This window comes from Variovorax sp. 10N432, assembly GCF_056394465.1.
Map to the genome: position 1 here is coordinate 186,853 of NZ_JBFTHX010000002.1, position 19,271 is coordinate 206,123.

The 19,271-nt window shown below is 70.3% G+C and carries 19 protein-coding genes and 2 pseudogenes; 6 read left to right on the forward strand and 15 right to left on the reverse strand.

Annotated features, from left to right (window positions below):
- The first annotated feature begins 86 nt into the window (after nt 1–86).
- On the forward strand, nt 87–2,075 hold the full coding sequence (locus tag AC1DF3_RS03125; RefSeq protein ID WP_478138791.1) for an acetoacetate--CoA ligase: 1,989 nt from the start codon (nt 87–89) through the stop codon (nt 2,073–2,075).
- On the opposite strand, the gene AC1DF3_RS03130 is transcribed toward AC1DF3_RS03125, so the two are convergent.
- Complete coding sequence (locus tag AC1DF3_RS03130) at nt 2,070–2,468, reverse strand: phage holin family protein (protein WP_286521644.1); 399 nt, start codon at nt 2,466–2,468, stop codon at nt 2,070–2,072. The two genes, AC1DF3_RS03125 and AC1DF3_RS03130, sit on opposite strands and share 6 nt — an antisense overlap.
- A gap of 126 nt (nt 2,469–2,594) precedes the next feature.
- On the opposite strand from AC1DF3_RS03130, the gene AC1DF3_RS03135 reads away from it, so the two are divergent.
- Nucleotides 2,595–3,071, forward strand: a complete 477-nt coding sequence (locus AC1DF3_RS03135; RefSeq protein ID WP_286535262.1) for a MerR family transcriptional regulator — start codon at nt 2,595–2,597, stop codon at nt 3,069–3,071.
- Nucleotides 3,072–3,136: 65 nt separating this feature from the next.
- A pseudogene (locus AC1DF3_RS03140) lies at nt 3,137–4,633 on the forward strand (MFS transporter).
- Here the strand turns inward: AC1DF3_RS03140 and AC1DF3_RS03145 are convergent.
- The 4 genes from AC1DF3_RS03145 to AC1DF3_RS03160 form a co-directional block, all read right to left on the reverse strand.
- The gene (locus tag AC1DF3_RS03145) at nt 4,630–4,905 is read right to left on the reverse strand and encodes a hypothetical protein (protein ID WP_286535261.1); all 276 of its coding nucleotides are present in this window, start codon (nt 4,903–4,905) and stop codon (nt 4,630–4,632) included. The pseudogene AC1DF3_RS03140 and the gene AC1DF3_RS03145 sit on opposite strands and share 4 nt — an antisense overlap.
- Before the next feature lie 128 nt (nt 4,906–5,033).
- Nucleotides 5,034–6,452, reverse strand: a complete 1,419-nt coding sequence (locus AC1DF3_RS03150; RefSeq protein WP_478138792.1) for an 8-oxoguanine deaminase — start codon at nt 6,450–6,452, stop codon at nt 5,034–5,036.
- Between the two features lies 1 nt (nt 6,453).
- Nucleotides 6,454–7,869 (reverse strand): nucleobase:cation symporter-2 family protein, encoded by a 1,416-nt coding sequence (locus tag AC1DF3_RS03155; RefSeq protein WP_286535259.1) that lies wholly within the window; start codon nt 7,867–7,869, stop codon nt 6,454–6,456.
- 132 nt (nt 7,870–8,001) lie between these two features.
- The gene (locus AC1DF3_RS03160; RefSeq protein ID WP_478138793.1) at nt 8,002–8,904 is read right to left on the reverse strand and encodes a LysR family transcriptional regulator; all 903 of its coding nucleotides are present in this window, start codon (nt 8,902–8,904) and stop codon (nt 8,002–8,004) included.
- A gap of 86 nt (nt 8,905–8,990) precedes the next feature.
- Between AC1DF3_RS03160 and AC1DF3_RS03165 the strand changes: the two genes are divergently transcribed.
- Complete coding sequence (locus tag AC1DF3_RS03165) at nt 8,991–9,638, forward strand: hypothetical protein (protein WP_478138794.1); 648 nt, start codon at nt 8,991–8,993, stop codon at nt 9,636–9,638.
- Here AC1DF3_RS03165 and AC1DF3_RS03170 read toward each other — a convergent pair.
- The 7 genes from AC1DF3_RS03170 to AC1DF3_RS03200 all read right to left on the reverse strand — a co-directional run bounded on the left by AC1DF3_RS03170 (nt 9,635) and on the right by AC1DF3_RS03200 (nt 16,038).
- Entirely contained in the window at nt 9,635–10,225 is a 591-nt protein-coding gene (locus AC1DF3_RS03170; protein ID WP_478138795.1) for a hypothetical protein, read from the reverse strand. The genes AC1DF3_RS03165 and AC1DF3_RS03170 overlap by 4 nt on opposite strands.
- 94 nt (nt 10,226–10,319) lie before the next feature.
- Entirely contained in the window at nt 10,320–11,075 is a 756-nt protein-coding gene (locus AC1DF3_RS03175; protein WP_478138796.1) for a ribonuclease activity regulator RraA, read from the reverse strand.
- A gap of 31 nt (nt 11,076–11,106) precedes the next feature.
- Nucleotides 11,107–12,108: a Bug family tripartite tricarboxylate transporter substrate binding protein gene (locus tag AC1DF3_RS03180; protein WP_478138797.1), complete on the reverse strand. Its 1,002-nt coding sequence runs from the start codon at nt 12,106–12,108 to the stop codon at nt 11,107–11,109.
- A gap of 76 nt (nt 12,109–12,184) precedes the next feature.
- Nucleotides 12,185–13,972: an L-arabinonate dehydratase gene (gene araD / locus AC1DF3_RS03185; protein ID WP_478138798.1), complete on the reverse strand. Its 1,788-nt coding sequence runs from the start codon at nt 13,970–13,972 to the stop codon at nt 12,185–12,187.
- Nucleotides 13,973–14,101: 129 nt separating this feature from the next.
- Nucleotides 14,102–15,133 carry a LacI family DNA-binding transcriptional regulator gene (locus AC1DF3_RS03190; protein ID WP_478138799.1) on the reverse strand — a complete coding sequence of 344 codons (1,032 nt, stop codon included), beginning with the start codon at nt 15,131–15,133 and terminating at the stop codon, nt 14,102–14,104.
- 59 nt (nt 15,134–15,192) lie between these two features.
- On the reverse strand, nt 15,193–15,660 hold the full coding sequence (locus tag AC1DF3_RS03195) for a nuclear transport factor 2 family protein (RefSeq protein WP_286535251.1): 468 nt from the start codon (nt 15,658–15,660) through the stop codon (nt 15,193–15,195).
- A 9-nt stretch (nt 15,661–15,669) separates the two neighbouring features.
- On the reverse strand, nt 15,670–16,038 hold the full coding sequence (locus AC1DF3_RS03200; protein WP_286535250.1) for a hypothetical protein: 369 nt from the start codon (nt 16,036–16,038) through the stop codon (nt 15,670–15,672).
- A 91-nt stretch (nt 16,039–16,129) separates the two neighbouring features.
- Here AC1DF3_RS03200 and AC1DF3_RS03205 point away from each other — a divergent pair, with 91 nt between their 5' ends.
- Nucleotides 16,130–16,855, forward strand: coding sequence for a TetR/AcrR family transcriptional regulator (locus AC1DF3_RS03205; RefSeq protein ID WP_286535249.1), 726 nt, complete (start codon nt 16,130–16,132; stop codon nt 16,853–16,855).
- Here the strand turns inward: AC1DF3_RS03205 and AC1DF3_RS03210 are convergent.
- Nucleotides 16,852–17,424 carry a LysR substrate-binding domain-containing protein gene (locus tag AC1DF3_RS03210; protein ID WP_478138800.1) on the reverse strand — a complete coding sequence of 191 codons (573 nt, stop codon included), beginning with the start codon at nt 17,422–17,424 and terminating at the stop codon, nt 16,852–16,854. The genes AC1DF3_RS03205 and AC1DF3_RS03210 overlap by 4 nt on opposite strands.
- A gap of 168 nt (nt 17,425–17,592) precedes the next feature.
- Nucleotides 17,593–17,715, reverse strand: a pseudogene (locus AC1DF3_RS03215) (helix-turn-helix domain-containing protein); the annotation flags it as partial.
- A 119-nt stretch (nt 17,716–17,834) separates the two neighbouring features.
- On the opposite strand from AC1DF3_RS03215, the gene AC1DF3_RS03220 reads away from it, so the two are divergent.
- Nucleotides 17,835–18,266, forward strand: a complete 432-nt coding sequence (locus tag AC1DF3_RS03220; RefSeq protein WP_286535247.1) for a GlcG/HbpS family heme-binding protein — start codon at nt 17,835–17,837, stop codon at nt 18,264–18,266.
- 14 nt (nt 18,267–18,280) lie between these two features.
- On the opposite strand, the gene AC1DF3_RS03225 is transcribed toward AC1DF3_RS03220, so the two are convergent.
- Complete coding sequence (locus tag AC1DF3_RS03225) at nt 18,281–19,195, reverse strand: LysR family transcriptional regulator (protein WP_478138801.1); 915 nt, start codon at nt 19,193–19,195, stop codon at nt 18,281–18,283.
- Between the last annotated feature and the right edge of the window lie 76 nt (nt 19,196–19,271).

The following is a 19,271-nucleotide window of genomic DNA, read 5'->3' on the forward strand; positions in this document are numbered from 1 at the left end:
CGGTTGTACAAATTAATTGAACACACGTACAAACCCTGAGGTCAACCCCGATTGAGCGCGGCCGGCCGCGGCGCTAGGCTTGGTGCATGCGTGCCCCCAACATTCCCCAGCTCCGCCTCTATCAAGACTGGCTGAACCAGACCCGCGGCCTTCGCTTCGACAGCTACGACGCGCTCTGGCGCTGGTCCGTCACCGATCTCGATGCCTTCTGGCAGAGCATCTGGGACTACGCCGGGCTGCGCTCGCCGACGCCGCACACGGCGGTGCTGGCCGACGCCCGCATGCCCGGCGCGCGCTGGTTTCCCGGCGCCCAGGTCAACTACGCACGCGAGGTGCTGCGCCACGCCGACGCCGCCCATGCCGCGGGCATGCCGGCCATCGTGAGCGACAACGAGCTCGGCGAAGTGCGCGAGATGTCGTGGCCCGAGCTGCGGCGCCAGGTCGCCTCTGTGGCCCTCACGCTGCGGTCGCTCGGCGTGGGCCGCGGCGATCGCGTCGCGGCCTACATGCCCAACGTGCCCGAGACCATGATCGCGTTCCTGGCCTGCTCCAGCATCGGCGCGATCTGGAGCGTGTGCGCGCCCGACATGGGCACGCCGGCCGTGGCCGACCGCTTCGGCCAGATCGAGCCCAAACTGCTGATCGCGGTCGACGGCGTGCACTACGGCGGCAAGGGGCTCGACCGCAGCGCGGTGCTGCAGGCGCTGCGCGGCCAGCTGCCGAGCGTGCAGAAGCTGCTGCTGGTGAAGACCCCGTTCGCCGCCGGCGAGGTGTCGCACGATGTCGAATGGCAGCAGGCCGCCGGGCGCGACGATGCCCAGGTGGCGGCCTTCGAACCCGAGTGGCTGCCCTTCGACCACCCGATCTGGATCGTCTATTCGAGCGGCACCACCGGACTGCCCAAGCCCATCGTGCACGGCCAGGGCGGCATCATCCTCACGATGCATGCCTGCGGCCTGCACAACGACGTCGGCGCCAGCTACGGCGCCAACAACTTCGGCGAGCGCTACCACTGGTACAGCTCCACCGGCTGGGTGATGTGGAACTCGCAGCTCTCGGGCCTGGCCTTCGGCGCCACCATCTGCATCTACGACGGCAACCCGGCGGGCAGCAAGGAGAAGCCCGACTGGAGCGTGCTGTGGCGCTTCGTCGCGCGGCACAAGGTCACTTTCTTCGGCGCCGGCGCGGCCTACTTTACCCACTGCATGAAGGCCGGCCTCATCGCCCGGGATTGCGGCGACCTTTCACGCGTGCGCGCGCTCGGCAGCACCGGCTCGCCGCTGCCGGAAGAGGTGCAGCGCTGGGGCTCGCAGCAGGTGCTCGATGCCGGTTCGGAGGCGGTGTGGTGGTGCAATATTTCCGGCGGCACCGACTTCTGCGGCGCCTTCGTCGGCGGCAACCGCGAGCTGCCCGAGGTGCCCGGCCAGATGCAGTGCCGCGAGCTCGGCCATGCGGTCGAGGCCTGGAACGACCAGGGCCGGCCGGTCATCGGCGAGGTCGGCGAACTGGTCTGCACCCGGCCGATCCCGTCGATGCCGCTCTGTTTCTGGGGCGACCAAGGCAACGCGCGCTACCTGTCGAGCTACTTCGACACCTACCCGGGCGTCTGGCGCCACGGCGACTGGATCCGGATCGGCGCCGACGGCGGCTGCATCATCTACGGCCGCAGCGACGCGACCATCAACCGCCAGGGCCTGCGCATGGGCACCAGCGAGATCTACAACGCGGTCGAGGCCCTGCCCGAGGTGCTCGACTCGATGGTGGTCGACCTCGAATACCTTGGCCGCGAAAGCTACATGCCCTTGTTCGTGGTGCTGCGTCCGGGCGTCGCGCTCGACGACGCGCTGCGCGGCCGGCTCAACCAGGCGATCCGCAGCTCGCTGTCGCCGCGTTTCGTGCCCGACGACATCTTCCAGGTGGCGGAGATCCCGCGCACGCTGTCGGGCAAGAAGCAGGAGCTGCCGATCAAGAAGCTGCTGCTCGGGCAGCCGCTCGACAAGGTCGTGAACCGCGAGGCAATGGCCAACCCGGCCAGCCTCGACTGGTACGTGGCTTTCGCCGAACGCCGGCTATAGCCAGTTGCCGCTCGAAGGCATCTGGATCGCATCGGGGCCGCTGGTGTCCACCAGCGCACCCAGGAACACGCTCAGCAGCGAGATGAAGATGCTCGCGAACAGCGCGGTCCAGAAGCCCGACACCTTGAAGCCGCGCACCAGCGCCGACACCAGCAGGATCATCAGCGCGTTGATCACCAGCAGGAACAGGCCGAAGGTCAGGAAGGTCAGCGGCAGGGTCAGGATGATCAGCAGCGGCTTGACCACCGCGTTGGCGAAACCGAGCAGCAGCGCCGAGATCACCAGCGAGCCAGTGCTCTCGAACTTGAGTCCGCGAAAGATGTAGCTGGCGACCCAGAGCGAGAGTGCCGTGATGGCCCAGTGCAGGAGAAAGGGCGCCAGGGAATTCAGCATGACGGGGGCTCGCGGGTTCGTAGATGACCGGCCATCATATCGGCGCCGGACGGCATGCCGGCGTCGCGATCGGGGTCATTCCGGCAAACATGTACGTGAACGTACACGTTTGGTTAGACTGGCGCCGTGACCTCCTCCCCCGACGCCCTCACGGTGCGCGACGCTGCCGCCAGGCTTGGCGTCACGCCGCGCACGCTCAAGTACTACGAAGAGCTCGGCATCGTGGTGCCGGTGCGCAGCGAGAGCCGCTACCGCCTGTACGAGCCCGCCGATCTCGACAAGCTGGCCAGGGTGCTGCGCATGCGTTCGCTCGGCTTCTCGCTGACCGCGATCACTGCGATGCTGCAGAAGCCCTTCGAGGTGCCGGTCGACGGCGGCCGCCCGCGGCTGTCGAACGCCTCGCTGAAGGAGCTGCGGGACACGCTGGCCGAGCAGGTCGCGGGGCTCGACGGGCGCATCGCGCAGGTCCGGCGCGAACTCAAGGAGGCCGCGGCACTGCAGTCCCAATTGCGCCGCGACCTCGACTACGTCGAGCGCCGCCTGGCTGGCGAGCCGCTCGAGGCGGCCCTGAAGGAGCGCGGCCGGGCGCCGCGGCCGAAGTGAACGCGCCGATCCCGACGGCCTCCGCCGCCGCGCCGGGCGGGCGCGGCTTCGAGCTGGCCGCGCTGATGCCCTGGGTGATCGGCCTGGTGACCGGCATCGACTACTTCGACAACGCGCTGTTCGCCTTCTTCGCGAGCTACATCGCGGGCGGCGTCAACGCCTCGGCCGACGAACTGGTCTGGGCCTCCAGCGCCTATGCGCTGGGCGCGGTGCTCGGCATCCTGCAGCAGCACGCCTGGATCGAGCGCCTGGGTTACCGCCGCTACCTCGCGCTGTGCATGTTCGCCTTCGCGATCGGCGGCGTCGGCGCGGCGCTGTCCGACAACTCGGTCCAGCTGATGGCGGCCCGGGCCTTCCAGGGCTACTTCGTCGGACCCATGCTGGGCGCCTGCCGGATACTGATCCAGATCGGCGTCCCGCCGCAGCGGCGGGCCAGGGCGCTGCGCGCCTTCATGGTGTTCATCGTCTTCGGCGGCGTGCTGGCGCCGATCGCCGGCGCCTTCCTGGTCACCCATCTCGAATGGCGCTCGCTGTTCTTCTGCAGCGCGCCGGTGGCCGCGATCGCGGGCCTGCTCGCGCTCTGGACGCTGCCGGACATCGGCGATGTCGCGCCGCACGAGCGCACCGCGCCGCACTACCTGGCCTATGGCGTGTTCGCCCTGGCGCAGGCGGCGCTCCAGGTGGTGCTGACGCGCACCCACTTCGAGCTGTTCTCGGGCTCGCCGACCCTGATCGGCCTGGCCATCGCCGCGGTCGCGGGGCTGGGCTGGTTCGGCTGGCAGCAGTGGCGCCATCCGGCGCCGCTGGTGCGGCTGGACGCGCTGCGCGAGCGCACCTTCCAGGTCGGGCTGGCGCTCTACGTGGTCTATTACTACCTGTCGACCGGCTAGAGCTACCTGCTGCCGAGGCTGATGGAAGGCGGGCTCGGCTTCACGGTCGGCGACGCCGGCTATTTCACTGGCGCGACCTCGCTGCTGTCGGGGCTGCTGCTGTTCGTCTACCTGAAGTACTCGGCGCGCGTGACCCGCAAGAAGTGGCTGATCGTGCCGGGCTTCGGCATTGCCGCGGCAGCCGCCTGGTGGTTCGCCCGGATGTCGCCCGAGGTCGGCCGCGCGCAGCTGGCGGGCCCGCTGCTGCTGCGCGGGCTGATGATGCTGTTCGTCGTGCTGCCGGTGGCCAACCTGACCTTCCGCTCCTTCCAGGCCGAGGCCTTCGCGCACGGCTACCGGCTCAAGAACCTGGTGCGCCAGCTCGCCATCTCGTTCGCCACCGCCAGCGCGATCGCGCTCCAGCAGCATCGGGTCGCGCTGCACCAGACCCGGCTGAGCGAGACGGCCAGCCTCTCGAACCCGAGCTTCGTGCAGTCGCTCGACATGATCACGCGCGGTTTCACGGCTTCGGGCCACGCGATCGGCGAGGCGCACGCCATGGCACTCGCCACCCTGTCGCGGATGCTCGAGCAGCAGGCCACCTTCATGGCCTCGCTCGACGGCTTCCACGTGATGGCGGTGGTGGCGCTGGTCGCCGGCGTGTTCGCCGCCTGGCAGCGGGAGATCGACTAGGTGCGCCGGTTCGACAGCTTCATCATCAGCTCGTCCGCCAGTTCGAAGGCCCGGTGCTCCATCACGGCCACCGGATAGCTGCCGATGCGCAGGCGGTCGTAGATGACGGTCGCGTAGCTGAATTCGTCGCCGAGCACCGAGGCCGCGTCCTGCAGGCACTCGGCGAGCGAGACCAGGCCTTCGCGCGCGTAGTGGTGGGTGCCGTCGCCGGTCCCGACGGTCGCCTTGAAGTTGCCGTCCGCGCGTTTCGTGATCTCGACCTCAGGCTGCATGGCTCGCTCTTCCAGATTCCGATTGACTTCGTTGATGTGGGCTCCGCCCCGGGCGGAACCCTCGAGACTACAAAGAGATCGGCGATCGCGCCATCACGGAAAACGGTGAGCGGGTGTCGGCCGCAATGTCAATTCAGGTGCGGATGGCGCGCCTGTTCGTAGAGGGTGCGGGCCAGTTCGCGATGCCGCGCCAGCAGCGGCGCGAGGTCGAGGTCGGTGAAGCGGCCGTCCCGGATCCGCACCCGGCCGTTGATCAGGCTCAGCGCGGCGGCACCCGGCTGGCAGAACACCAGCGCCGCCACAGGGTCGTGGCCGGCACCCGCATGGCCGACCCCGCGCAGGTCGAAGGCCACGATGTCGGCCGACATGCCCGGCGCCAGCGCGCCGATGTCGTCGCGCCCGAGCACGCGGGCGCCGCCCAGGGTGGCGATCTCGAGCGCCTCGCGGGCGGTCATCGCGGCCGGCCCGAAGCCCACGCGCTGCAGCAGCATCGCCTGGCGCGCTTCGCCGAGCAGGTGGGCACCGTCGTTCGAGGCGCTGCCGTCGACCCCGAGCCCGACCGGCACGCCGGCGCGCCGCATGGCGCCGATCGGCGCGATGCCCGAGGCCAGCCGCATGTTCGAGCAGGGGCAGTGCGCCACGCCGGTGCCGGTGCGCCCGAACAGCGCGATGCCTGCCGGGTCGAGCTTGACGCAGTGGGCATGCCAGACGTCGCGGCCGACCCAGCCCAGGTCCTCGGCGTACTCGGCCGGCGTCATGCCGAATTTCTCGCGCGAGTAGGCGATGTCGTTGTCGTTCTCGGCCAGGTGGGTATGGAGCGAGACGCCGCGCTCGCGCGCCAGCTCGGCCGACAGCCGCATCAGGTCGCGCGAGACCGAGAACGGCGAGCAGGGCGCCAGCACGATGCGGCGCATCGCGTGGCGCGACGGATCGTGCCAGCGGTCGATCAGCCGCTCGCTGTCGCGCAGGATCGCCTCCTCGCTCTCCACCACCTCGTCGGGCGGCAGGCCGCCGAGGCTGCGGCCCACGCTCATGCTGCCGCGCGCCGCATGGAAGCGCATGCCCATGGCGTCGGCGGCCTCGATCGAGTCGTCGAGCCGCGCGCCGTTCGGGAACAGGTAGAGATGGTCGCTCGACGTGGTGCAGCCCGACAGCATCAGCTCGGCCATCGCGGTCCGGGTCGAGACCCGGATCATCTCGGGCGTGAGCCTGGCCCACAGCAGGTAGAGGTTCGTGAGCCAGCCGAACAGCTCGGCGTCCTGGGCCTCGGGCACGGCGCGGGTCAGGCTCTGGTACATGTGGTGGTGGGTGTTGACCAGCCCGGGCATCACCACGTGGCCGCGCAGGTCGATCGCCTCGGCCTGGCCGCGTGCCAGGGCCTCGGCGTAGACCGGCGGCAGCTCCGCCGTGGCGCCGACCCAGGCGATCGCCGGGCCCTCGGTCACGACCGCGCCGTCGGGGATTTCGCGCCGGGCGGCGTCCATGGTGACCAGCACGTCGGCGTGGCGGAGGATCAGTGGGCGGGGGGGCGTCGCGGGAGAAGTCATGTCATTCGGTTCCATGTGAAGTGCCGGCGGCCAGCGCGAGGGCGCGCTCCTTCGAAAGCACGCCGTTGTAGAAGAGATTCAGCAGCACGGCCACGCAAGTTCCAAGCACGATACCGCTGTGCGTGAAGGGATGCGTCCAGGCCGGGAAGTGCTGGAAGAAGTTGGGCGACAGGGTCGGCACCAGGCCGAGGCCGATCGAGATCGCGATCACGTGCAGCGCATGGCGGTTCTGGCTGTAGTCGATCGAGCCGAGGATGCGCACCCCGGTCGCCGCCACCATGCCGAACATCACGATGCCCGCGCCACCGAGCACGAAGGTGGGCACCGATGCCACGACGTGCGCCACCTTCGGCAGCAGCGCCAGCGCGATCAGGAACAGCCCCGCCAGCGCGGCGACATAGCGCGAGCGCACGCCGGTGACGGTCACCAGCCCGACGTTCTGCGAGAAGGAGGTGTAGGGGAAGGTGTTGAAGATGCCGCCGATCACGGTGCCGAGCCCGTCGGCGCGCAGGCCGCGCGTCAGCGCGTCGGGGCTGATGCGGCGTCCGGTGATGGCGCCGAGCGCCAGGAACATCCCGGTCGACTCGACCAGCGTGATCATCATGACGATGCACATCGAGACGATGGCGCCGAACTCGAAGCGCGGCAGGCCGAAGTGGAAGGGCGTCGTGATCGCCAGCCAGCCGGCTTCCTCGATGCCGTCGAAGCGCATGCGGCCGAGCGCCAGCGACAGCGCGACGCCGGCCACGATCCCGAGCAGCACCGAGATGTTGGCCACCAGCCCGCGGCCGAAGCGCGACAGGACGATCACCACCGCCAGCACCACGGCGGCGATCGCCAGGTTGGCCGGATCGCCGTAGGCCGGATTGGCCACCGAATGGCGGACGCCGTCGATCACCGTCGACTGCGTCGGCTGGCCGCCGGCGGCCCAGTGGATCGCCACGCCCATCAGCGAGACGCCGATCAGCGTGATCACGGTGCCGGTCACCAGCGGCGGGAAGACGCCGAGCAGCCGGCCCATCAGCGGCGCCACCGCGATGCCGAAGAGGCCGGCCGCGATGGTCGCGCCGTAGATCGCCGGCAGGCCGAGCGAGGGGTCGACGCCGATCGCGATCATCGGCCCGACCGCCGCGAAGGTGACGCCCATCATCACCGGCAGGCGGATGCCGAAGCACCAGAAGCCCAGCGCCTGCACCAGCGTGGCGATGCCGGCGGCGAGCAGGTCGGCGTTGACGAGAAAGGCGATGTCCGACTTCGACAGCCCCAGCGCGCTGCCGACGATCAGCGGCACGGCGATGGTGCCGGCGTACATCACCAGCACGTGCTGCAGGCTCAGTGCGGCACAGCGGGGAAGCGGGATCTTCTGGTCGACCGCGTCGCTGTCGGGGGCTCGGGTCGTGAATGGCGTGGCAGGCATCAGGGGACCTTTCTGAGGGCGTCGAGGGGGCAAGGACGGCCGCAGTCTAGGCAGCGAGGGTGTGCACGCGCAAAGTCATTGTTCAGCTCATGACGTCCACAAAAAGTGGACAGGCCGCGCAGCGGAGGGGCCTCAGGGCGCCAGCAGATCGTCGAGGCAGCGGATCACCAGCCCCGCCAGCAGGGTCGCGGCCGGTTCGGGCTCGCCGCCGGCGCGCATCACGAGCTTGAGCGTCTGCGGCGACAGGCCGGCGTCGCGCAGCGGCACGAAGACCAGCGAGCCGGCGCGGCGCTCCTCGTCGATGTCGAGCCGGTTGAGCAGCGTGATGCCGACGCCCTGCACCACCAGCCGGCGCATCAGCGCGGTCGAGGTGGTCTCGATGATCGGCGCGACGCTGATCGCCGACCGCCGGAAGGCGCCATCGAGGATCGGGCGCAGCGAGAGCGACGCCGCCGGCAGGATCAGCGGGTGGCCGACGCATTCCGAGAGCACTGTCGTCGCCTGCGCGGTCAGCGGATGGCCGGGAGGCACGACCGCGCCGATCGGCCATTCGCTGGTGAACAGGGTCCGGAAGCCGGCGCTGTCGGGCACGTCGTAGGCCAGCCCGAGGTCGGCATCGCCATCGCGCACGCTGCGCAGCACCTCGGCGATCGGCAGGTCGAGCAGCGTCAGCCGGATCCCCGGATGGGCGGCGCGAAAGCGCTGCGTCACGGTGGGAAGGAAGGCGCCGGCCAGGCCGGCCATCGTCGCCAGCGAGGCTTCGCCTTCGCGCAGGCCGCGCACTTCCTCGATGCGCTGGCGCACGGCGTCGAAGTCGCGCAGCGTGCTGCGGGCATGGGCCAGCACGATCTCCCCGACCGGCGTCAGCTTGAGGGTGTTGTGGATGCGCTCGAACAGCGGCGCTCCCAGTTCCTCTTCGAGATTGAGGATCTGCCGATTGACCGCCGTCGGCACCACGTGCAGCTGCTCGGCCGCCTTGCGGATCGAGCCGGCGCGGACCACCTCGACGAAATAGCGGACGACCTTGGCATGCATGGTGGCGCGGATTCTGCACGAGCCGCGCGCGCAGTTTTTTTCCTGCGCCCCCTGTTCAGGCCGGCCATCGCTGCCGATAGCTTGGGGTGGACACTCCGAGCCTTCCCCCATCCGGCGAGCCCGGCTATCGCATCCTGATGCGCGAAGGGTGCCGGGTGGTCTATGGGCACATGCCATTGCCCGAGTTCCTGGCCCTGATGAAGCAGGCCCATGACACCGAACTGCTGCACGCCGGCATGGCGCGCATGCTGGACGCCACCGCCGTCATCGGCACCCCCGCGGCGCTGGCGCGGCTGCGCCTGCGCGAAACACCCGCCGCCATCGAACGGATGCGGGCCCAGCTGGGCCGTGCCGCGCTGCGGCTCGATCCGCAATCGCTGCGCTGGCTGGCGGCCGGCGAGCAGGGGCCGGCCAGCCTCTCGCTGTTCGTGCTGCTGACCTGCGTGCGGCCTCGCCACTATCGGCACCGGCTGCCGGTGCTGCCGCGCGACGCCGGCGCGTTCCGGCGCTGCCGGCTGCTGATCGAGCAGGTGCCGGCCCTGCGGCATGCGCTGCCGCTGCTGGCCCAGCGCATCGCCGAGCCCGGCGTGGCCGAATGGGCGGCGCTTGCGCAGGCGTGGGACGACCTCTGCGCCCAGATGGACCACGAGGCGCCCGACTGGCGGCAGGGGCCGGTCGACGCCCCCGGCGTGACCGCGATGCTGGCCTGCTTCCGCGAACTAGAAACCGCTTAACGCCGCGGCCAGCGGGCCCCGCCGTTCAGCGGGCGGCGGGCGAAGAACCAGCGGCGCTTGCGGCTGGGTCCGCGGGCGGCGGCGGCCTGCCGTTCTTCGAATGCGGCCCATTCGTTCTGGAGCGTCGCCGCCAGCGCGGCCAGGTTGGCCTGCTTGTATTCCCAGACGCCGGCGACCACGAAATGGCCCATGCGCTGGGTGTCGGGCATGGGCGTGATCAGGATGCGGCCGGCACCCATGGCCTGCAGCACCGCGGCGCGCTCGGCCGCCAGGCGGAAGCCTTCACCATAGCCCTCGATGTCGCGCGCCAGCGAGATCTGGACCAGCGTGATGCTCGAGAAATGCTCGGCGATGAAGGCCACCAGCATGGGCAGGAGGACCCGGCCGATCTTCGCCTTGTGGAGGTGCCGGCTGGCTTCGGTGCCGGCGGGCGTGAAGTGCTCGATCCGCATTTGGGTGCCGCCCCGGCTCACCGGCACCGGGTCCAGGGTGCCGATGTGGGTCTCGCCGTAGTGCGCGAGCATGGGCTGGCCCAGTACGCAGGGCCCCAGGTCCGGTCCCGTGAAGTGCAGGCTGTGGATGCTCATGCCCGATTGTCGGTGGGGGCATGGCGTTCGAAACGGACGAACAACGGGGGGTTGGCGGCCCAGTTCGTTCGTCAGGCCGCCGGCGCTGCTGCTTTCATTCGGGCGGGATGCCGCCATCCTTGGCGACCTGGGCCCGCGAGGCTTCGTAGGCGGCCCGCGTCTCGGCGTTCGGCGGGTAGGTGCCCGCGAGCTTGGCGCCGCCCTCGATGCGCGCCAGGATGAAGGCCTCCATCTTTTCCTGCTCGGTGGCGTCGCGCGCCACCTCGTCGGCGAGATGGTGCGGAACCACCACCACGCCTTCGTCGTCGCCGACCACCACGTCGCCCGGATAGACCGCCACGCCGCCGCAGCCGATCGGCACGTCGAGGTCGATCGCGTGATGGTGGATCAGGTTCAGCGGCGCGCTGCCGCCGGCGCAGTACACCGGGAAGTCCATCTGCGAGATCGGGCCGCTGTCGCGCACCGGGCCGTCCGACACCAGTCCGGCCGCGCCGCGCACCTTGAGCCGGGTGGTGAGGATCTGGCCGCCCGAGGCCACGCGGGTCTCGCCGCGGCAGTCGATCACCAGCACGTGGCCGGGCGGCACGCTCTCGATGCCCTTGCGCTGCGGATGGTTCGGGTCGTCGAAGGCGCTGATCTGGTCGAGGTCTTCGCGCGCCGGGATGTTGCGCATCGTGAAGGCCGGGCCGACCAGGTTGCCGCCGCTGGGCGTGGTGAGCCGGCCCACGCCCTGCAGGTAGACATTGCGGAAACCGCGCTTGAACAGCTGGGTGCACAGCGTGGCGACGCTCACGTGCCGCAGCAGTTCACGGGTGGCGTCGGACAGGGGCGTACGGGGGGTGTCGGTCATGGTCATGCTTCTTCGTCGGGTCGGAAGGGGGTCAGTTGGCGGTGGCGCCGGACTTGCGCACCAGCTCGCCCCAGCGCGGGATTTCCTTCTGCATCAACGCCGCCAGCTGGGCCGGCGAGCCGGCCACCACGTCCATGCCGAGCTGGTTGGTGAGCTTGTCGCGCACCTCGGGCTGCTGGAGGATGCGCGTGATCTCGCCCGCGAGGCGCTGCGAGATCGCCGGCGGCAGGTTCTTCGGCGCATAGACCGCCTGCCAGGACGCCATTTCGAAGCCCGGCACGCCGGCCTCCGCCATGGTCGGCAATTCGGGCGCCAGTGCCATGCGCTTCGAAGTGGTGACCGCCAGCAGCTTGAGCTTGCCGGCCTGCACCAGCGGCAAGGCGGCCGTGATCTGGTCGAACATGAAAGTCACCTGGCCGGAAGAGACATCCAGCATCGCCTGCGGCGTGCCCTTGTAGGGGATGTGGGTCAGCTTGACGCCGATCATGTCGGCCAGCATCTCGCCCGCCAGGTGGGTCGAGGTGCCGGCACCCGACGAGGCGAAGCTGCGCTTCGCGGGGTCCTTCTTCAGCAGCGCGATCAGCTCGGCCACCGAGCGCACGCCCAGGTTCGGGTCGACGATCAGCACGTTCGGCAGGAAGGCCACGAGCGAGATCGGCTCGAAGTCCTTCACCGGGTCGTAGGGCAGGTTCTTGTAGAGGCTGGCGTTGATCGCATGCGTGCTGATGGTGCCGCCGAAGAGCGTGTAGCCGTCGGCCTTGGCCTTGGCCACGTAGCTGGCGCCGACCGCACCTGCGGCGCCGGGCTTGTTGTCGACCACCACCGGCTGGCCCAGGGCCTCGGCCAGCTTCTGGGCGATCAGGCGGCCGATCACGTCGGTCGAGCCGCCTGGCGTGAAGGGCACCACGTAGGTGATCGGACGGCTCGGCCAGGCGTCGGCGGACTGCGCGCGGGCGACGGCGGGGAGTGCGGCCGCCAGGCCGGCGGCGCCGAGCACCTGGAGCGCGGTGCGGCGCGGGATGGCAGGGTTCATGTTGTCTCGCTCCAGGAAGAAGAAAAAGGAGGCGGCTTCGCTGGCCCTCGCGCCGGCTGGACCGGTCGCGCTTCGATCAGTGGATCTCGGGCTCTCCCTCGGGCTGCCCATCGGCCGCGTCGGCGCGGTAGTCGGGCGCCAGGAAGTCGAAGTCGCAGCCGGTGTCGGCCTGCTGCACGTGCTTCAGGAACATCACGCCGTAGCCGCGGCTGAATTTCGGGATCGGCTTCTGCCAATCGGCGCGGCGGCGCGCGAGCTCGGCCTCGCTCACCTGCATGTCGATGCGGCGGGCCTCGATGTCGAGCGTCACCAGGTCGCCGTCGCGCACCAGCGCCAGCGGGCCGCCGACGTGCGATTCGGGCGTGACGTGCAGCACGCAGGCGCCATAGCTGGTGCCGCTCATGCGGGCGTCGCTGATGCGCACCATGTCGCGCACGCCTTCCTTCAGCAGCTTCTGCGGGATCGGCAGCTGGCCCCACTCGGGCATGCCGGGCGCGCCCTGCGGGCCGGCGCTCTGCAGCACGATCACGCTGTCGCGGGTGACCGGCAGCTCGGGGTCGTCGATGCGTGCCGCCAGGTCGTCGTAGTTGCGGAACACCAGCGCCGGGCCGGTGTGGCGGCGCAGCTGCGGCTCCATCGCCGCCGGCTTGATCACCGCGCCGTTCGGCGCCAGGTTGCCGTGCAGCACGGCCAGCCCGCCGCTCTCGAGCAGGGCGTCGCCGCGCGGCCGGATCACGTCCGCGTTGTAGACCTCGGCGCCTTCGATGTTCTGCCCCAGCGTGCGGCCGTTGCAGGTGCGCTGGCTGCCGTCGATCAGGTCGCCCATCTGGCGCAGGAAGGCGCGCAGGCCACCGGCGTAGAAGAAGTCTTCCATCAGGTATTTGCCCCCGGGCCGCAGGTTGGCGATCACCGGCGTGCTGCGCGCCAGGGCGTCGAAGCGCGCCAGGTCGAGCGCCACGCCGGCGCGCCGCGCCATCGCGATCAGGTGGACGATCGCGTTGGTCGAGCCACCCAGGCCCAGCACCGCGGTCACGGCGTTGTCGAACGAGGCCGCGGTCAGCAGGTCGAGCGGCTTCAGGTCCTCCCAGACCATCTCGACGATGCGGCGTCCGGTGTGGGTGGCCATCATCGCGTGGCGGGAGTCGGCGGCCGGGATCGACGACGCACCGGGCAGCGTGAGCCCCAGCACCTCGGTGGCGCTGGTCATGGTGCTGGCCGTGCCCATGGTCATGCAGGTGCCGGGCGAGCGGGCGATGCCGTCCTCGACGTCCTGCCAGTCCTGCTCGCTGATGTTGCCGGCCCGCAGCTCGGCCCAGTACTTCCAGGTGTCGGAGCCCGAGCCCAGGAACTGGCCCTTGTAGTCGCCGCGCAGCATCGGCCCGGCGGGCACGAAGATCGTCGGCAGATTCATGGCCAGCGCGCCCATCACCAGGCCCGGCGTGGTCTTGTCGCAGCCGCCCATCAGCACGCAGCCGTCGGCCGGGTAGGAGCGCAGCAGCTCCTCGGCCTCCATCGCGAGCAGGTTGCGATACAGCATGGTGGTCGGCTTCTGGAACGCCTCGCCCAGGCTCATGGCCGGGATCTCCACCGGGAAGCCGCCGGCCTGCCAGACGCCGCGCTTCACCTCTTCGGCGCGCTGCCGGAAGTGGGTGTGGCAGGAGTTCATGTCGCTCCAGGTATTGAGGATCGCGATCACCGGCTTGCCCAGGTAGTCGTCGCGCGAGAGGCCCATCTGGGCGGTGCGCGAGCGGTGGCCGAAGCTGCGCAGGTCCTTGGCGCCGTACCAGCGGTGCGAGCGCAGCTGCTCGGGCTTCTTGCGGCCGTCGCCCGGGTCGGCCGGCGGGGGGGATTGCGGTTCGCTCATCGGGATTGCCTCTTGGAATGTTAGCGCTGTCATTTTTATCTTAAGGCGCGGAGCGGCTTCGCGTCAACAGGGTAATCGCGCGGCGGGGGGCGCTGGGTCAGGCCGGCCCGAAGCGGCCAGCGGCCCGGTTCAGGCGCTGTCCCGCTCGATCAGCGAGAAGCCGAGGTCCAGCACCTTGTGCTCGACGGCGCGGCCTTCGGCGCGGTCGATGATGAAGCGCGCCGCCTGCCGGCCGATGGCGGTGCCGTCGATCCGCACCGTCGAGATCGCGGGGTGGGCATGGCGCGCGAAGCCGAGGTCTCCGAAGCCCATGGCGGCGACGTCCTCGGGCACCCGCAGGCCGCGCGCCTGGGCCTCGGTGATCACGCCGTGGGCGAGCGCGTCCGAGCTGCAGACCAGCACGTCGACCGCCGGATCCGTCGCCAGCAACTCGCTCAGGGCGGCGCGGCCGCTGCCCAGCGTGGTCGGCGCGGGGACGGTCTGCACCCGGGGCGCGGCGCCGCCCAGCGCCTGCCAGGCCTGCTCGAAGCCGGCCCGGCGCAGGTTCGCCCGCTGGTCGTCGCCCGTGACCACCGCCGGGTGGCGATAGCCCTTGCGATGGATGTATTGCGCTATGTCAGCGCCCACTTTCTCATGAGAAAAGCCGACCAGCATGTCGACCGGCGTCGGCGTCAGGTCCCAGGTCTCGACCACCGGGATGCCCGAGGCCAGCAGGCGCCGGCGGCCCTCGGCCGAGCGCATGATGCCGGTCAGCACGATGCCGTCCGGCCGCCGTCCGACGATGGCGTCGATCAGCGCGTCCTCGCGCGAGTTGTGGTAGCCGGCCTGGCCCAGCATGAGCTGGTAGCCGGCCTCGGCCAGCGCCTCGGTCAGGGCCTGGATGGTCTCCAGGAACACCGGCCCGGCGATCGTCGGCACCAGCGCGGCCACCAGCCGGCTGCGGTTCGAGGCCAGGCCGCCGGCCAGCAGGTTCGGCACGTAGCCCGTGCGCTCGACGGCCAGCCGGACCTTTTCGCGGGTCTTGGGAGACACCAGCTCCGGCGTGTTCAGCGCCCGCGAGACCGTGATCGCGGACACGCCGGCGAGCTTGGAGACGTCGTCGAGCGTGATGCCGCCGCTGCTGCGGCGGCTCGGGCGTGGCGGAGCGTTGGAGTCGTTCAAGGCGGGTGGGATGGTGGCGCTAACATGGCCCTGCATCAGGCATTGTGTGGCAGGCGCCCTCAGAGGCCGAGATCGCTCAGTCCCGGATGGTCGTCCGGGCGCCGGCCCAGCGGCCAGAAGAACTTGCGCTGGTCGTCCCTGATCGGCAGGTCGTTGATGCTCGCATGGCGCACGCGCATCAGGCCGTCGTCGTTGAATTCCCAGTTCTCGTTGCCGTAGCTGCGGAACCAGTGACCGGAATCGTCGTGCCATTCGTAGGCGAAACGGACGGCGATCCGCGCGCCCTCGAAGGCCCAGAGTTCCTTGATCAGCCGGTAGTCGAGTTCGCGTGCCCACTTGCGCGCGAGGAAGGCCTCGGCCTCGGCCCGCCCGACCACGAACTCGGCCCGGTTGCGCCAACGCGTGTCCTCGCTGTAGGCCAGGGCCACGCGTGCCGGATCGCGCGAGTTCCAGCCGTCCTCCGCGAGGCGGACTTTCTGGATCGCGCTGTCGCGCGTGAAGGGGGGGAGCGGCGGGCGGGTGGTCATGGGCGAAGGTTAGCCGAGCTCGAAGGCTTCGCGGAAGGCGGCGCAGAAGGCCTCGGTCCCGCTGATCGACAGGCTGACCGTGTGCCGCACGACGCCCGCCGCGCCGGGCTGCACGCGCAGCCGGCGCTCGACCGGGTCGAACATCATCGACTGCGGCTGGCTGCTTTCCTGCATGCCCTGCAGGTCGTAGTCCCAGTCGCCGCCGTCGCCGACCGGCCCGCGCGGCGCGCCGAAGCCGGCGTGCGCCCAGTCCAGCACCTGCACCACCTCGGCCTCCACGGCAGCGACCTGCTGCGGGCCGGTGCTCGCCATGGCGTCGAACACGCCGACCCCTTCGGTGTCTTCGCTGTAGTCGAAATCCAGGTAATCCAATGTCATGCGCAAGATCATCCACGAAGCGCGGCGGCGGCTGAAGTAGACTTGCCGCGAGAATCCGAATTTAAATTCAAACTCAAGTTTGAAGGCCCGCATGTCCGCCCCCGCCAAGAAGAAATCCGCCGCGCGCACGCCGCGCCCCGATGGCGACGCCACCCGCGCCCTGCTGCTCGAAACGGCCGGCCAGGTGTTCGCCGAACGCGGCTTCGCCGACGGCACCAGCAAGGAGATCTGCGAGCGCGCCGGCACCCCGATGGCGTCGGTCAACTACCACTTCGGCAGCCGCGAGGCCCTGTACGAGACGGTGCTGATCGAGGCCCATCGGCAGGTGATGGCGCTGGACGACCTGCTGGCCCTGACCCACGGCCCGGGCGATCCGAAGCAGAAGCTTCGCCTGCTGCTGGCACGCCTGATCGGTTTCGCGTCGCAGGGCTCGGCGCCCTGGGGTTTCCGGGTCGTGCTGCGCGAAATCATGACGCCGACGGCCGCGGTCTCGGTGCTGATCGACAAGGCGATCCGGCCCAAGTCCCGCGTGCTGCTCGGCTTGATCGGCGAGGTGCTGGGCCTGCCGCCCGAACACCCTGCGGTCCAGCGCGGCCTGATGTTCGCGCTGCTGCCCTGCTTGGTGATCCTGGTGGCGCCGAAGGAGGTGCCGGCCCGGGTGCTGCCCGCGGTCGCCAAGGAGAGCGGCGGACTGGCCGACGATTTCATCCGCTACGCGATGGCCGGGCTGGAGGCGATGGCGGCGGCGCACCGGCCGCAGCCGCCTCCCGCTGCGAAGCCCGGGCGGGGAGCCCGGCGCACGGCATCGAGCGTCTAGATGGCCTGACCGGCCCCATCTTCCCGCGTCTCGGCGAGAAGCACCGCGATCAGGTCCTTGATCCGCTTGACGCGGGGATCCCGGCGCACGTCCGGGTGGACCACGGACCACAGCTCGCGCGTCGCGCTCGGCGCGCACGGCACTTCGACCAGCCGCTCGTCGCCGTGCGCCAGGAAGCCGGGCAGCATGGCCAGGCCCAGGCCCGAGCGGCAGGCGCTGTGGAGTGCGCCCAGGTTGTTGCTGCGAAGGACGAACGGCCTGGATGCGGCGAACGCCGCCAGCGCCTTCTGGTGCGGCACGTCCGTGAGCGGCTCGTTGTAGCCGACGAAGCGCCAGGCCGATTCGGGGCGGCCGAGCCAGTCCGCGGTGGCGTAGACCCGAAAGTCCAGCTCGCCGAGCTTGCGCCCGGCCAACCCGGTCTCCGTCGGACGCATGAAGCGCAGCGCGAGATCCGCTTCGCGGCGCTGGTGATCGGCGAACCGGACTTCCCCGACGATCTCGAGCCGGATGTCGTGCCAGCGGTCGAAGCGCGTCGCCAGCTGCGGCACCAGGAAGTGGCTGGCGAACATCGGCGGGGCGGAGACGCAGACTGTCGCGCCGGCGGCGGTGGCGGAAGCGGCGGCGCGGCCGAATGCAAGGGCTTCGACTTCGATGCGGCGTGCCGCCGGAAGGAGCGCCTCGCCTTGCGGCGTCAGTCGCCAGCGGGTGGCGAGCCGATCGAACAGCCGCAGACCGATGCCGGACTCGAGGCCTGCGATCCGGCGCGCCGCGGTCGAATGCTCGACCCCCAGGGTCCGTGCCGCTCCCGACAGGCTCCCCTGCCGCGCGATACCTCGATGAAGAAGCGGACGTCGTCCCAGGCGGCGAAGGGCGCTGCGGTGACTGGGTGTTTTTGCACATCACTTGTGCGCATCTTGAGAGTTCTCACAAAGGGAATCGGTCCATAGCATCACGGTTTTGCTTATACATGGAGCTCGCAATGAATCAATTCGCACAGCCGATTCCCTATGGTTTCCCGATCACGCTGGAGGAGGCCCGCCGGGTCGCATCGGCGGCGATGGATGAAGCCGGCAAGCAGGGATGGCCGATGGTGATCGCGGTCACCGACAGCGGCAGCAACCTGGTGGCGCTCTACAAGATGGACCACGCGCAAACCGGCAGCGTGGCGATCGCGCAGCACAAGGCGGCCAGCGCGGTGCGGTTCAAGAGGCCGACCAAGGTATTCGAAGAAGCCTTGGCCGCGGGTGGCATCGGCCTGAGGCTGCTCGCGACCGAGGGCGCCTGTCCCCTGGAAGGAGGCCTCCCGCTGGTCAAGGACGGCGCCGTGATCGGCGGCATCGGGGTCTCCGGGATGCAGTCCACGCAGGATGCCCTGGTGGCCGCGGTCGGCGCGTCGGCGCTGGCGACTTGAACGCTGGCGCCCGATCAGCGCACGCCGGCATCGCCACCCGCTTGCGCGAGCAGCCAGTCGCGAAACAGCGTCAGCGCCGGCCGTTCGTCCTGGGCCGCCGGCGTCACCAGGAAATAACTGCGCTCGCCACGCAGCGGCCGGTCGCAGGCCACGACCAGCTCGCCGCGATCGAGCTCTGCCTCGATCAGCAGGCGCGGCATCAGCGCCACGCCGAGGCCATGCGCCGCGGCCTCCGCGAGCATCGAGAACAGCTCGTAGCGCGGGCCGCTGCGGGCCCGCGGCGCCTCGACCTGTTGGGCATCGAACCACTGGCGCCAGCCGTCGGGGCGGGTGCTCTGCTGCAGCAGCGGCAGCCGGGCGATGGCCGCGGGCGACAGCTGGCCGCGCGGCGCGATCAAGGCCGGGCTGCAGACCGGCAGCACGTCTTCGCTGAGCAGCGCGGTGGAGCGCGTGCCGGCCCAGTTGGCCGCCTGCGCCGGCGTGCCGGTGTAGATCGCCGCATCGAACGGCGTCTCGTTGAACAGGAAGGGCCGGGTGCGGGTCTCGATGTGGACCGTGATGTCGGGATGCCGGGCCGCGAAGTCCGGCAGCCGCGGGATCAGCCAGCGGGTGGCGAAGGTCGGCACCGCGGCCAGCTGCAGCGAACCGCCCAGCCCCTGCCGGGCCATGGCGTCGAGGGTGTCGCGCTCCATGGTGTCGAGCTGGCGCGCGATCTGGCGCGCATAGTCGGCGCCGGCCGGGGTCAGCGCCACGCCGTGGCGGGTGCGCCGGAACAGCGCCATGCCGAGGAAGTCCTCCAGCGCCGTGATCTGGCGCGACACCGCGCTCTGCGTCAGCGCCAGTTCCTGTGCCGCCCGCGTGTAGCTTTCGTGGCGGGCGGCGGCCTCGAAGCAGACGAGGGCCTGGGTGGAAGGGATCTTTCGGCGCATGGTATGCGAGGGCTACATAGTTGACTGGCGCGTCGCGCAAGCGGCGACCCGCCGGCACATTGTGCTTTGAAGTGCG

Excerpts from the sequence above, each read along its gene's own strand:
- AC1DF3_RS03125 (WP_478138791.1), top strand. The coding sequence starts at position 87 with ATGCGTGCCCCCAACATTCCCCAGCTCCGCCTCTATCAAGACTGGCTG.
- AC1DF3_RS03130 (WP_286521644.1), bottom strand. The coding sequence starts at position 2,468 with ATGCTGAATTCCCTGGCGCCCTTTCTCCTGCACTGGGCCATCACGGCA.
- AC1DF3_RS03145 (WP_286535261.1), bottom strand. The coding sequence starts at position 4,905 with ATGCAGCCTGAGGTCGAGATCACGAAACGCGCGGACGGCAACTTCAAG.
- AC1DF3_RS03150 (WP_478138792.1), bottom strand. The coding sequence starts at position 6,452 with ATGACTTCTCCCGCGACGCCCCCCCGCCCACTGATCCTCCGCCACGCC.
- AC1DF3_RS03155 (WP_286535259.1), bottom strand. The coding sequence starts at position 7,869 with ATGCCTGCCACGCCATTCACGACCCGAGCCCCCGACAGCGACGCGGTC.
- AC1DF3_RS03160 (WP_478138793.1), bottom strand. The coding sequence starts at position 8,904 with ATGCATGCCAAGGTCGTCCGCTATTTCGTCGAGGTGGTCCGCGCCGGC.
- AC1DF3_RS03170 (WP_478138795.1), bottom strand. The coding sequence starts at position 10,225 with ATGAGCATCCACAGCCTGCACTTCACGGGACCGGACCTGGGGCCCTGC.
- AC1DF3_RS03175 (WP_478138796.1), bottom strand. The coding sequence starts at position 11,075 with ATGACCGACACCCCCCGTACGCCCCTGTCCGACGCCACCCGTGAACTG.
- AC1DF3_RS03180 (WP_478138797.1), bottom strand. The coding sequence starts at position 12,108 with ATGAACCCTGCCATCCCGCGCCGCACCGCGCTCCAGGTGCTCGGCGCC.
- araD (WP_478138798.1), bottom strand. The coding sequence starts at position 13,972 with ATGAGCGAACCGCAATCCCCCCCGCCGGCCGACCCGGGCGACGGCCGC.
- AC1DF3_RS03195 (WP_286535251.1), bottom strand. The coding sequence starts at position 15,660 with ATGACCACCCGCCCGCCGCTCCCCCCCTTCACGCGCGACAGCGCGATC.
- AC1DF3_RS03200 (WP_286535250.1), bottom strand. The coding sequence starts at position 16,038 with ATGACATTGGATTACCTGGATTTCGACTACAGCGAAGACACCGAAGGG.
- AC1DF3_RS03205 (WP_286535249.1), top strand. The coding sequence starts at position 16,130 with ATGTCCGCCCCCGCCAAGAAGAAATCCGCCGCGCGCACGCCGCGCCCC.
- AC1DF3_RS03210 (WP_478138800.1), bottom strand. The coding sequence starts at position 17,424 with ATGTTCGCCAGCCACTTCCTGGTGCCGCAGCTGGCGACGCGCTTCGAC.
- AC1DF3_RS03220 (WP_286535247.1), top strand. The coding sequence starts at position 17,835 with ATGAATCAATTCGCACAGCCGATTCCCTATGGTTTCCCGATCACGCTG.
- AC1DF3_RS03225 (WP_478138801.1), bottom strand. The coding sequence starts at position 19,195 with ATGCGCCGAAAGATCCCTTCCACCCAGGCCCTCGTCTGCTTCGAGGCC.